The following is a 13,453-nucleotide window of genomic DNA, read 5'->3' on the forward strand; positions in this document are numbered from 1 at the left end:
GCACAGAATACTCTTTTCATACAGGCAATACTATAATTCAGAAATTTCGTACCTTTGCATAAATTCTTAACAATAACAGGATATAAATGGCAGGAATTTACATACACATACCGTTCTGCAAAAGAAGATGCATATACTGTGATTTCTTCTCTACTACGGCTTCCGAAAAGAAAAACGAATATATCAAGGCTCTGTGCAAGGAAATAGCCGGAAGAAAAGACTATCTGGGCGATGAAACCATAGACACTATTTACCTTGGCGGCGGAACGCCATCGCAACTGGAAAAGGATGATTTCACAAATATATTCAGAACCATATATGACAATTACAGCGTAAACCAGAATGCCGAAATCACAATAGAAGCAAATCCTGACGACCTGACAGACGAATATGTGGGAATGCTCTCTACCCTTCCTTTCAACCGTCTGAGCATGGGAATACAGACATTCAACGATGATATCCTGTCTCTTCTGAAAAGACGCCACAACGCACAGCAGGCCATAGAGGCTTTTGGCAGATGCAGGAATGCAGGATTCCGCAATATAAGCATCGACCTTATGTACGGACTTCCAGGCGAAAGTATGGATACATGGAACAAAGATCTTGACACAGCCATCTCGCTGAAACCGGAACATATTTCGGCATATCATCTGATATACGAGGAAGGAACCGCGCTATACAAACTGAGAGAAGAAAACAAAGTGAGAGAAGCCGACGAGGATTTGAGCAATTCACTGTTTGAAACACTCATCACACGTCTGAAAGAAAACGGATATGTGCATTATGAGATTTCAAATTTCTGCCGTCCCGGAATGCACTCACGACATAATTCAAGTTACTGGACAGGGATAAAATACCTTGGATGCGGCCCGTCAGCCCATTCATACGACGGATACTCACGGCAATGGAATATTTCGTCACTTGATAAATACATAGAAGGCATAAACAAAGGTTCGGATATATCAGAAATTGAAGAGCTGGACTTATATACCCGCTACAACGATTTCGTAATCACATCAATCCGTACCGCATGGGGAATGCCACTGGATAAGCTAAAAGCCGAATACGGGAACGCTCTTTACGACTATTGCCTGAAGATGGCCCGCCCACACATCAGTCAGGGAACACTTGAAATAAAGGACAATACCCTGAAACTGACTCAAAGCGGAATTTTCATATCAGACGGAATAATGAGTGACATGCTTTGGGTGGAATAAAAAATGCTCCCCCGATTTATCCATCAAGGGAGCATTTTCATATATATGAACAGTAACAATTATTACTTAGCCAGGCTATATACTATATCCATGATCAGCTTGCCAAGTTCATCGGCAGCCTCCATAGTAGAAGCTTCAGAATAAACACGAATGATAGGTTCTGTATTACTCTTGCGCAAGTGTACCCATTTATCTGCGAAGTCAATCTTGACACCGTCGATGTCGTTGATTTCCTCATTCTTGTACATTTCCTTAACTTTCAGCAGGATAGCATCAACATCTGTTTCAGGAGTAAGGTCGATACGGTTCTTCGCAATGAAGTATTCAGGATATGTTGCGCGGAGCTCTGTCACCTTCTTGCCTTCGTGAGCAAGGTGGCTCAGGAACAATGCTATACCAACAAGAGCGTCACGTCCGTAATGTGATTCAGGATAGATAACTCCACCGTTACCTTCACCACCGATTACAGCGTTTGTAGCCTTCATCTTTGTTACTACGTTCACTTCACCTACTGCAGACGCATTATATTCCATACCATATTTGCGAGTAACATCGCGCAAAGCACGAGTTGAGCTGAGGTTTGAAACAGTATTTCCTGGAGTGTGCTTCAATACATAGTCGGCAACAGTCACCAATGTATATTCTTCACCATACATTGAACCGTCTTCGCTGATGATAGCCAAACGGTCAACGTCAGGGTCAACAACGAAAGCTACATCATTTCCACCCTTCTTCATAAGTCCCATGATGTCGCTCAAGTTCTTTTCAAGAGGTTCTGGGTTGTGCTGGAAGTCACCTGTTGGCTCGCAGTATAGTTTTTCTACATGCTGAACGCCCAACTGTTCGAGCAACTGAGGAAGGATGATACCACCCACAGAGTTCACGCAGTCAATAGCCACACGGAAGTTAGCCTTACGGATAGCCTCAACGTCAACGAGTTTCAAAGCCAATACGCTGTCAATATGGCGCTGGTTGTATGTATTGTTTTCTGTATATTTACCAAGATTGTCTATGTCGGCAAATGTAAATTCTTCGGCAGCTGCAATACGCAACACTTCATTACCTTCGGCAGCATTAAGGAATTCTCCGTGTTCGTTCAGAAGTTTCAGAGCGTTCCACTGTCTTGGATTATGACTTGCAGTAAGGATGATACCACCGCAAGCACCTTCCATAGTAACGGCAAGTTCTGTAGTAGGAGTAGAAGCAAGACCAATGTTTACAACATCGAATCCCATACCCATAAGAGTACCGCAAACTACATTCTTCACCATTTCGCCGGAAATACGTGCATCGCGTCCAACAACGATTTTATTGCTTTTCACAGTTGTTGTCTTACGAATCAGCGTAGCATATGCTGAAGTAAACTTCACAATATCCAACGGATTAAGTCCTTCACCGGCCTGGCCACCTATAGTGCCACGGATTCCGGAAATTGATTTGATTAATGTCATAGATTATATTAATTTAGGTCATAAGTTATTTCATAATAACAAGGATATACATAACGTGTAGCAAATGAAGCCGTACCTTCGCTATGAGGTACAATTAATCTTACACGTGCAATTTTATCAGACGGAGGAGCTGAAATATATGATTTCATTTTCAGATAAGCAAACGGAACAAGCCATCCTGACGGAAAGTCTGCAGTTTCGTAAAAACTATACATAGAACTTTGAGCCATATCTGTAAATGATGCAGAGTAAGATCCGGACGAACCGATAGTGAGCAAGAAATTCTCAGAATATGGTGAATATATGTTATGCGCCAATGTATCTCCTGCAGAAAAACCTAACTCCTCAACATCCTTTATACAAATCTCGAGAAAACGAGAAGAAATATTATACCTCCCTTCCTTGAGAATTTCACCGTCTCCACGATACTGAATGTTCATATACACACCACTCTTGTCGAACAATACAAATTCGTTCTCCTTAGTCACCGTATCATTCTCTATGAATTCCTTCTCAGAGATAACCTTTATATTATTCTCCAGAATAAACTTGTTGATGGCATCGGCCTCTTCTTCCTTCATTTCGGCATAAGTCTTTCCATCATTACAACTCTGAAGTCCGAAAGACAATGCATATAACAATACCGATAAATAGAATAGTTTCTTCATTATTTTAAAAATTTACAGGGCAAAATTAATAAAACTATTTATATCCCCATACTAAATTAGTCGATGTAATAGTTAATTTTGTAGAAAAATATGCTAGAAATCAATTCTTAAGCAGCAGATCTTCATATTTCACAAGTGCCTGCTTGAACAATCCTATAGCTTCGTCCATTGTTCCGTAAAATTCACCACCTGAAGCATTAAGATGCCCTCCTCCATTGAAGAATTCCTCTGCGACCTTGTTGCAAGGGAAATTACCAACCGAACGCAATGACACTTTTATCATATTCTTTTCCGTATCTTCACGCAAGAAGACAGAGAAACATATACCTTTCATCTGAAGAGGTATATTTACAAATCCCTCTGTGTCACCCTTTACATACAGGAATTTCTTCTGCTCGTCTTTAGTAAGCCATATCAGAGCTGAACGGAACTGATGGAATACTTCCATCTTATCGTAAAGTACATAACCCATCAGACGGAGACGGCCTTCGGAATATGTATTGAATACCTTGCGATAGATATCATCCTTGTCAATTCCTTTAGAAAGGAGCTCGCTGATGATGAAATATATCTCACGGTCGTTAGAGTTATATGTAAACCCTCCTGTATCTGTCATCATTCCGGTATAAATACACTGTGCCCCTTCGTATGTTATGTCGTCAAAACATCCCAGACGGCATATCAGACGGAATATCAATTCTGATGTTGAAGATATTTTAGGATGAGAAATTGTAATCTTACAGAATGGTTCCGGATTTAGATGATGGTCTATCATAACCTTACGCGCCTGCGATTCCGCCACAGGTTTTGCCACTGCATCTATTCTCGACAAAGCATTGAAGTCCAGACAGCATATCACGTCAGCCTCGGCTATCAGCTTATCGGCAAACTCGGCATACTTGTCATATCTGATTATATCCTTTGCTCCCGGCATCCATTGAAGGAACTCAGGGAAAGCATTCGGAACTATCACATGCACATTCTTTTCCATTCCGAGCAAGAAATGGTAAAGCCCCAACGATGAGCCCAAAGCATCGCCATCAGGCGAAACATGTGTTACTATAACTATTTTGTCAGCCTTTTCGAAATAGGTTTCTACCTTGTCAATGTTCGCTTGTAAGATTATCTTTGAAAGCATATTTATTGTTTGTGTTAAATTGTTGGCAAATGTACTCTTTTTTTTCTATTTACAGAAGTATTCTAAAGGAAGCTTGAGCGGATTTTTCAATACATCTTATATTAAGCCTCTCGCATTCCTGTTTCAAAAATCTCCTGTACCTTTCACTTATCGAACTATCTATTATCACATTTTTTATCTTAAACAAACCGGACAACCCTGTAATGTTTCCATCAAATCCCTTACATATATATACATAATCAAGTGTAGCAAGTTGCGATGTACCGGCAAGCCGTATGTTTTTCCAGCGACCGGAGTCCATCACCCCTACTCTAATTCCGTTTATCTCATGAAGCCCGTTTTCGGACGTAACGGTATCAAGATTTTTACCATTTCTTATATATAGGCCGGAACGTGCAAAAAACAATGACGGAGCATCATCCGTCCGTATCTTATAGACTTCAATAATGGCAATAATGCAAAGAATGGAAAGCATCTTCAATAAATCTCCAGGACGACGCTTCTTCAAAAATACATATAGTATCAACAAAAGAACTGAAAACAGAAGGACCTGAAGTTCATTGAAACTGACGGAAGTAATCTGTGAGCCTTGCATTCCATGAACAAACTGCATCGAAGCGTTCAGTATCCCGGTCACTCCATCCAACAGCCAGACACAAACATTCCCTACCATAGGTATATACGAGAATAATAAAGAAGCCATAGTAAGCGAAAGGATACAAACCGCCAATGGCCCCACCACTATATTAGCTATTAGGAAGTATGTTGGGAAAGTACCGAAATAATATAATATAAGAGGCAATGTCCCCAACTGTGCAGCCATAGAAACAGACATTGCGCCCCATAAATAGCGTATCAACCTGTTTGAACTCTTTATCCATCCGAAAATGAGCGGATAGAAAAGAATAATGGAAAGCACTGCTACAAACGACAGCTGAAAACTTATATCGAAAAGATACATTGGGTTATATACCAGCATTACGAATGCTGTCAACGACAACGAAAAGAATCCGCAAAAACCGTTTTCCACCAGAACCGATGCCACCAGATAAAGCGTACACATAGTAACTGCCCTTACTACTGAGGGACTAAGACCGGTGATAAATGCAAATATCCATAGAACCGTCGCCACAGCAAGTGACTGAACGATTCTTCCTCCTCTCAATTTTCTGAGAGGCCACAATAAAAGATAAAGAATACCCGACAATATTCCGACGTGCAATCCTGACAATGCCAGTACATGACTTGTTCCCGCCGCACTATACACAGCTTTTAACTCCGGAGTAAGCTCACTCTTGTCGCCAATTGTCAAAGCTGAAACTACAGCCAGTTCATTATCGCCCATGTCCCAACTTTCAAACTTCCCGGCGATGATATCCCTACATCTCAACGCTATGTGCCTTATTGATTGCGGATGTTCAACTCTGACGGCTTCCCAATTGCCGGAGAAAGCCAATGCTGTTCCGGATATTCCTTTGGTGAAAAGGTACCTTTCATAATCAAATCTCATAAATTCGATATCGGAAAGCGGTTTGGATATGGCTGAATAAAAAACAATACCGTCACCGCACTGGGGAATATATGTCGCAGAATCCGGAATATAATATAAAAGAATATTCCGGTTAATTGACTTTCCGTATATACTGTCGGCTGTTGAAGGAATTGCAAGGTTAACCCTTACTTCTGAACATAAGGTTTTGCCACGAACTTCAGGAGTGGTTTCTACCACGCCATAATAACACTGTTCCTTGTCACTCCACTCATATTCTATATTTTTCCTTTTCTGAACAATCAGTATTCCACCTATAAGAAAAAAGCATGCGGAAACTATAACTCCTAAAGAATAATTCAGACGAAGAGTCCTGAATTTAATCACCACGGAAAAGAACAATGGCAAAAAGACTGCCCAAAGTACGAGAAGTAAAAACCGTAAAGACACATCCGGCAGAAACCTGTCGAAGAAAAAAATTCCGGCTGCCATAAAAACTGCCAACCGGAATAAGGGATAGTTAACCAAATAGGAATTTCTCTCCAATCTGAGCAATTATAGGTTTTTCATTTTATGAATCATGTCTATCATGTCCGGAGCCTTGAAAATGGCATTTCCTGCCACAAGCACATCAGCACCGGCATCGACCAGCTGTTTACCTGTCTCCAAATTTACACCGCCATCCACCTCTATCAATGCTTTTGAATCTGTTTCTTTTATCAATTCTCTTAACTGACGGACTTTATTCAGAGTATTTGGAATAAATTTCTGTCCTCCGAAACCCGGATTTACACTCATAAGAAGAACCATGTCAAGATCGGCAATAATATCTCTCAGTGCATACACCGGAGTAGCAGGATTAAGTGTGACACCGGCTTTCATGCCATTGTCTTTTATCATCTGTATCACACGATGAAGGTGCGGACAAGTTTCATAATGTACATTCATCATCATTGAACCCAAGGCCTTTACTTCCTTTATGAACTTTTCGGGCTGTACAATCATAAGATGAACGTCAAGAGGTTTGTTGCAAAGTCTGGACACATATTCCAGGACAGGGAAGCCAAATGATATATTTGGAACGAACACTCCGTCCATTATATCAATATGCAACCAGTCCGCCTCACTGCGGTTAATCTTGTCCAAATCATCTTTCAGACAACCGAAATCGGCCGACAGCAAAGATGGAGAAATCAAAACTTTATTCATTTCAGAACTATTATATATTAGTATAAGAACAAAGATATGAATTCTTTTCCGAAATAAAAAATACGAGGCATGGCTAATATTGTTTAGCGACATCACAAGACCACAAAAAATAAGTGAACAAGACATGAACTGTGCGTTCAGTACTTGTTCACTACTTTTCACTTGTTGTTCAAATAAGATATATAGAGTTATTATTTGTTCAGGTTAAACCTTAATCCCAACTGGAGATTAAAGTTGAAAGGCTTGTCCTTGCGGATAGTTATAATGTCCGTATTATCGTCAAAATAATATATCATACCCGGTTCAAGATACAGGCTCAACAATTTATTGAAGTTTGCCTGCAAACCTACCGATGCTAGAACAGAGAATTGCAACGGTTTCACATCCAGCTTCTCATTTCCGAAACTTTTCCTGTTATTATCATCCACGCAAACTGTCTCTACCGAACCTGAAACACATTTCTCCATCATACCGCCTGCCGAAGCATAAAAAGAAAAAATGCTGTTACTCCATACAGAGCGCTGCACCTTCAAAGGGATACCCACATAATGAAGCTTTTGCTTGTCCTCGATATATGATTTTGCCCCGGAGCGCAATTCAGAATAAAGGTAAGTATAATTAAGTCCGGACTCCAACGCCCAATCCTCATTCAGATTCCATTTGACTGATGCTCCTACAGTGACCGGCATATGATGTTTTATATCCGTATATGTCTGTCTTCCCATGTTATTGAACAACATCTGGCTGTATGAAGCCGTTGCATCAGAAACCTCACCTACCACAACATCGTTTACCTGCGATACAGACTTTGTAGGTATAGCCAGACGCGACATACCACTGAAGCTGTTACTTGAAGAATAAGGTATATTGCCTGTCATCACGCCAAGCTGAACGCCGCTACCTTTACTGCGTTTGCTATCCGACATAGCCAGATAAGAAGCATTGCGTCTCACTGTTTCACGGTCTTCCCTCATTCTTTTCATTCTGTTCTCCTTTATCGAAGCTTCATCCTCTGCATCTACTTCTTTTTTAAGTTCAGAATCCGTGCTTTCAGTGTCAACAGTCTGTATATTTTCAGATAGAGCAATGCGGGCAACGTTCAGACTATCGGCATTATTACCTGAAGCCAAGTTTACAATGGTTTTCGATGAATAATTTACAGCCTCAGCTTGTAGCTGTTTGTCACTACTCTCCACAGTCTGAACCTCCTGGATGACATTATCGGATTTATATTCCTGACGTATTTCATTATTATCTGTCAATGCCGAATTTACCTCTTTCAATTCGGAATCGGTACTCCAATACCATACCGAAACACTTGATATCGCCAATACCAAAGCGGCAGCTGCGGCAACAAACGTCCATTTTCTCCACATCGGTATAACCTTTGGAGCCGGAGTCGATATTTCAGATTCTATCTTCTCCCATAAGCCAACAGGGAGAGGCTCCGAATAGTTGTCCATCCGGCTACGAATATCATTTATCCATTTGTCTTTCATTTCATTCATAAGCTCTTCCTGTATTCATTAATTTTTTTCATTAACAATGTCTTTGCTCTATAAAACTGCGACGACGAAGTATGTTCTGATATACCAAGCATGGCAGCTATCTCCTTGTGGCTTTTCTCTTCGAATACGAACAGATTGAAAACCGTTCTATAGCCGTCCGGCAATTCCTTTATCATCCTCATTAATTCCTTGTTCGGAATATTGTTCACATCACCATCATCGTCAAGCTGCGTATCGGGCAATTGCTCCACCAAGGTTTCCTGTTGCATCTGAACATTTTTTTTTCTCAGATAGCCAAGCGCCTCATTCACCATCACCCTGGAAAGCCAAGCCTTTAACGAACCATCGCCTAAAAATTTAAACTGGCCTATAGACTGATATATCCTAATCATGCCATCATGAAAAACGTCCTGGGCTGTATCACGGTCACCAATATACCGAAGACATATAGCCAATAGCTGACCACCATAAACCTCATAAAGCCGTTTTCTGGCATACGGGTCCGCATCCACACATTTTAAAGCTAATTCTTCTTCGGTCATATTTGATTTTTTGTTCTAATTATATAATGTAGTGATAGCAAAATTACTGCTTTATGTAACACAATTTTTTTTATTCTTTTTTTTTAACATGAATATATGCAGTAATCAACACTATGACACATTTTCAAGACAAAGAATCGTAAATCACACATAATATGAAACTTAAACATAAAATAATCAGTATTATCGGACTTTGCGCTTTTGGTATTTATATGTCATCATGCCTTGACAACGAGAAATACCCGGAACTGCATTCCACAATGGGAACTATCACCGATATAGAAACCCCGTCAATAGAATCCGACTCTTATGGAAAACTCTTACCGCAAAACCCTGATATTATAAAGATGTATGATGCTGACAGCATAGGACAAAGGGTTCTTGTCAGTTTAAGCTTTCCTAACGCTGAAGAAAAGAATAAAGAAGATTCAGGAAAAGAAGTTACTATATACGATTTTTATAAGGTGCTGACCAAAAAAGCAAATGATACAAGAAATCAGGACAGCGAGCCTATAGAGAATTTCGGAGAAGATATAATAAACATAACAAGTGCCTATATAAGCAAAGAGCACTTGAATATTGAGTTTAATATAAATGGCAATAATGAAACAATCCCTCACCGTATCAGTCTGCTTCTTACAGAAGAAACAAAGATAGACGATGAAGGATTGGTATATGTGGAGTTAAGACATAACAAAAACTCCGACTATGGAAACAAACTCTACTGGGGAGTTGTTTCATACACATTATCAAGTATTCCTGAATACAATGACACTGATTTTAAAGGATTCAGAATATCTTACATGAGTTCAGACAACACTAAATCGGAAATTACAGTAAAGAAACAGGAATCAAATCAGGACAGTGCTGTCAGAAGCATGAAATCCACGCAGGAAATCGGCTACAGGCATTCTCTTTTTGCCGGCCAACTGCAATGACAACACATTGACATATCCATCTGTAGAAGCTACATGCAGATAAGTTTTATTGTCTGTTACTATGCTTCCTGGTTTATATTCATGATTGCAGAAAATCTTTTCTGTCTCAAATATCTTCAGCATGACCGGAGCTGAATCGCCCTGATGAAGTTCCGTCCATGCTGCCGGATATGGCGACAATCCTCTTACGAAGTCATACACTTTCTTTACTCCGGCATTCCAGTCTATACGGCATGTTTCCTTGAAAATCTTAGGAGCCGGACGCAATTCTTCAACTTTTACCAGTTCTTCCTGAGGAGTGGTCTTCACATTTCCTTCAAGTATTGCATCAACAGTTTTCAAAACCAAGTCACCTCCAAGCATCATCAGCTTGTCATAGACTACTTCCACATTGTCTGTATCGGCGATAGGCACTCTTACCTGGTCTATAATCTCGCCGGTGTCTATCTCATGTTTCAGGAAGAATGTTGTTATACCGGTTTCTGTATCACCGTTTATCACAGCCCAGTTTATAGGAGCAGCTCCTCTGTATTGAGGAAGCAATGATGCATGCAGATTGAATGTTCCCATAGGAGGCATGTTCCATACCACTTCAGGCAACATTCTGAAAGCAACGACAATCTGCAAATCGGCCTTCAACGAACGAAGTTCCTCTACGAAAGCCTCATCTTTAAGCTTCTCAGGCTGCAACACCTTCAATCCCTGCGACACCGCATACTGCTTTACCGGGCTAGGCTGAAGAACACTGCCATGACGTCCCATTGGTTTGTCAGGCATAGTAATCACAGCCACAACGTTATATCCACCTACCACAAGTCTGCGCAAGCTTTCAACCGCAAACTCTGGAGTACCCATATATACTATACGCAAATCTTTCTTTTCCATAATCATAAGTTTATTCTGCCGAGAAGTCAACAAGCACCTGACGGTAAGTGTTAAGCATCTTCGACTTAGAAACAAATCCTTTATATTTATTATCCTCATCAACTACCGGAAGATTCCAGGCCTTTGTAGAATCGAATTTCTCCATCACCTCTTCCATGGAATCCGTAGTGACAAGTTTGGCCTTCGGAACAGTCATAAAACTTTCCACAGTATATCTGTGATACAACTCCTGACGGAACATTATATTCCTTATGTCGTCAAGATTGACTATTCCTATGAGCTCGTCATTGGCATCTATCACAGGGAACATGTTTCTGCTGGATTTTGAGATAACCTTCACCATCTGTCCCAAATCCATTTCAGGTTTTACGGTAAGGAAATCTGTTTCCATTATGCTCTCTATATTCATCATTGTAAGCACAGCCTTGTCCTTGTGGTGTGTGATAAGTTCACCTTTCTTTGCCAGACGCATGGAATAAATACTGTGTGGCTCGAACACCTTAATGGTGAGATATGCAAAAACCGAAACTATCATAAGCGGAAGGAACAATCCGTATCCTCCGGTAAGTTCGGCAATCAGGAATACACCGGTAAGCGGCGCATGCATAACCCCGGACATAAGTCCTGCCATACCCATAAGAGCAAAGTTTTTCTCAGGTATATACGTACTTCCTATATTGAATTCATTGCATAAATGCGAAAATACAAATCCGGCTATACATCCCAGAAACAGACTTGGTGCAAATATACCACCGCATCCTCCACCACCATTGGTCGCACTTGAAGCAAATACCTTGAACAGGATGATAAGCAACAGATATACCACTAAAAGACTACTGTGTCCATAGAACAATGAATTATTCATCACCGTATCCCATTCGGCGCTCGACGTTCCGTTAAGAAGAAGGGAAATAGTGTCATAACCTTCACCATACAGAGGCGGGAAAAGGAATATCAGCACACTAAGCATTATACCGCCAAGTACAAACTTGGAGTAAGGACTTGAAAATCGTCTGAAAATATTCTCTATCCAGTTCATGGAACGTGTAAAATACCATGCTATCAAGCCGCAGAACACTCCCAAGGCTATAGCATAAGGGATACGCTCAAGGGCAAAAGGATAATCAAGTGTAAACTGGAACATAGCCTCTGTTCCTGTAAGCAGATAAGACATACATGCCGCCGTGACACTTGAAATCAGCAATGGCAACAAAGAAGCCATTGTCAGGTCGAACATAAGAACTTCAAGCGTAAACACCAGTCCGGCTATAGGTGCCTTGAATATTCCTGACACAGCACCTGCGGCACCACAACCTAAAAGCAGCATAAGAGTCTTATGATCCATACGGAACATGCTTCCAAGATTAGAACCTATGGCAGAACCGGTAAGGACTATAGGCGCTTCGGCACCGACAGATCCACCACAACCGATGGTTATTGCTGATGCACATACGGACGACCATACATTATGTCCCTTTATCCTACTCTGACGACGCGAAATGGCATACAAAATCTTGGTCACACCATGACTGATATCATCGCGAACAATATATCTGATGAACAGTCCGGTTATGAAAATTCCGGCTACCGGATAGACCAGATACAGCCAGTTGGCACCTGTTGTATCAAAGTTTTCAGTAAGGAATTCCTTTATATACTCTACAAGGAATTTCAGGACAAAAGCAGCCAGAGCAGTAAAGATACCTACCAGGAAACTAAGTATGAGTATGAACTGCTTATCGGTGATATGCTTTTCTCTCCACTTTAGAAAACTCTGCAAAAAAGAAAATTTTTCCTTAGTCTTCATTCTCCAGCAAATTTATATCAACTATTCTCTGATAACTTTTACAGTACCACCCTTTCCGAGCTTTATTATACTTGAAGGTTTTGCAGGACCTGTCTCATCTCTTCTGTAATCTACGATGTAGTCAACCGCATTCTTTATTTCCTCGCTTATTTCACTGAACACAGCCGGTGCAGGCTGACCGCTTATATTCGCAGATGTAGAAACAATAGCTTTCTTGAATCTGAAACACAGCTGTTTTGAAAATTCCTCTGATGTAACCCTTATACCCACACTGCCGTCTTCTGCAATAAGATTAGGTGCCAGATTTCTGGCTCCGTCGTAAATTATAGTAAGCGGTTTTGTAGTCATATCTATAAGATCCCATGCTACACTAGGAACATCGCTTACATAAGATTCCACTTTTACAGGACTATCTACAAGCACCAGCATAGCTTTGCTGTCTGCCCTGCGTTTAATTTCGAAAACCTTCTTTACCGCTTCTTCATTTGTGGCGTCGCAACCTATACCCCACACTGTATCTGTAGGATATAGAATAACTCCACCTTTGTACATGACGTCGCATGCCTTTTTAATTTCATCGTTCATCATAAGCCCAATATAA

General features: G+C 40.7%; 12 protein-coding genes. 2 read left to right on the forward strand and 10 right to left on the reverse strand.

What is annotated here, in order from left to right:
- Positions 1 to 86: 86 nt before the first annotated feature.
- Positions 87 to 1,217 carry a radical SAM family heme chaperone HemW gene (hemW, locus tag H6A61_RS08165; RefSeq protein ID WP_204392745.1) on the forward strand — a complete coding sequence of 377 codons (1,131 nt, stop codon included), beginning with the start codon at positions 87 to 89 and terminating at the stop codon, positions 1,215 to 1,217.
- A 62-nt stretch (positions 1,218 to 1,279) separates the two neighbouring features.
- On the opposite strand, the gene glmM is transcribed toward hemW, so the two are convergent.
- From glmM to H6A61_RS08200, 7 genes are all read right to left on the reverse strand, one after another.
- The gene (glmM, locus tag H6A61_RS08170) at positions 1,280 to 2,668 is read right to left on the reverse strand and encodes a phosphoglucosamine mutase (RefSeq protein ID WP_204392747.1); all 1,389 of its coding nucleotides are present in this window, start codon (positions 2,666 to 2,668) and stop codon (positions 1,280 to 1,282) included.
- Positions 2,669 to 2,676: 8 nt separating this feature from the next.
- Positions 2,677 to 3,336 carry a DUF4827 domain-containing protein gene (locus tag H6A61_RS08175; RefSeq protein ID WP_204392749.1) on the reverse strand — a complete coding sequence of 220 codons (660 nt, stop codon included), beginning with the start codon at positions 3,334 to 3,336 and terminating at the stop codon, positions 2,677 to 2,679.
- Between the two features lie 100 nt (positions 3,337 to 3,436).
- On the reverse strand, positions 3,437 to 4,474 hold the full coding sequence (locus tag H6A61_RS08180) for a DHH family phosphoesterase (protein WP_204392751.1): 1,038 nt from the start codon (positions 4,472 to 4,474) through the stop codon (positions 3,437 to 3,439).
- 49 nt (positions 4,475 to 4,523) lie between these two features.
- On the reverse strand, positions 4,524 to 6,455 hold the full coding sequence (locus H6A61_RS08185) for a ComEC/Rec2 family competence protein (protein WP_204392753.1): 1,932 nt from the start codon (positions 6,453 to 6,455) through the stop codon (positions 4,524 to 4,526).
- Positions 6,456 to 6,518: 63 nt separating this feature from the next.
- Positions 6,519 to 7,172 (reverse strand): ribulose-phosphate 3-epimerase, encoded by a 654-nt coding sequence (rpe, locus tag H6A61_RS08190; protein ID WP_154044631.1) that lies wholly within the window; start codon positions 7,170 to 7,172, stop codon positions 6,519 to 6,521.
- Between the two features lie 191 nt (positions 7,173 to 7,363).
- Positions 7,364 to 8,680, reverse strand: coding sequence for an outer membrane beta-barrel protein (locus H6A61_RS08195; RefSeq protein WP_204392755.1), 1,317 nt, complete (start codon positions 8,678 to 8,680; stop codon positions 7,364 to 7,366).
- Positions 8,677 to 9,222 (reverse strand): RNA polymerase sigma factor, encoded by a 546-nt coding sequence (locus H6A61_RS08200; RefSeq protein WP_204392757.1) that lies wholly within the window; start codon positions 9,220 to 9,222, stop codon positions 8,677 to 8,679. Before H6A61_RS08200 ends, H6A61_RS08195 begins: the two co-directional genes overlap by 4 nt.
- Positions 9,223 to 9,377: 155 nt before the next feature.
- On the opposite strand from H6A61_RS08200, the gene H6A61_RS08205 reads away from it, so the two are divergent.
- Positions 9,378 to 10,160 carry a hypothetical protein gene (locus tag H6A61_RS08205; protein ID WP_204392759.1) on the forward strand — a complete coding sequence of 261 codons (783 nt, stop codon included), beginning with the start codon at positions 9,378 to 9,380 and terminating at the stop codon, positions 10,158 to 10,160.
- Here the strand turns inward: H6A61_RS08205 and fmt are convergent.
- From fmt to H6A61_RS08220, 3 genes are read right to left on the reverse strand one after another with little or no spacing between them, the layout of a single operon-like run.
- Positions 10,074 to 11,045 carry a methionyl-tRNA formyltransferase gene (gene fmt, locus H6A61_RS08210; RefSeq protein WP_204392761.1) on the reverse strand — a complete coding sequence of 324 codons (972 nt, stop codon included), beginning with the start codon at positions 11,043 to 11,045 and terminating at the stop codon, positions 10,074 to 10,076. The genes H6A61_RS08205 and fmt overlap by 87 nt on opposite strands.
- Positions 11,046 to 11,055: 10 nt before the next feature.
- Entirely contained in the window at positions 11,056 to 12,852 is a 1,797-nt protein-coding gene (locus H6A61_RS08215; RefSeq protein ID WP_154044636.1) for a chloride channel protein, read from the reverse strand.
- A 21-nt stretch (positions 12,853 to 12,873) separates the two neighbouring features.
- A complete protein-coding gene (locus tag H6A61_RS08220; RefSeq protein ID WP_154044658.1) occupies positions 12,874 to 13,437 on the reverse strand; it encodes an L-threonylcarbamoyladenylate synthase in 564 nt (187 codons plus the stop codon).
- Positions 13,438 to 13,453 lie beyond the last annotated feature (16 nt).

This window comes from Bacteroides caecigallinarum (assembly GCF_016901995.1).
In the GTDB taxonomy this organism is placed as follows: Bacteria; Bacteroidota; Bacteroidia; order Bacteroidales; family Bacteroidaceae; genus Phocaeicola; species Phocaeicola cellulolyticus.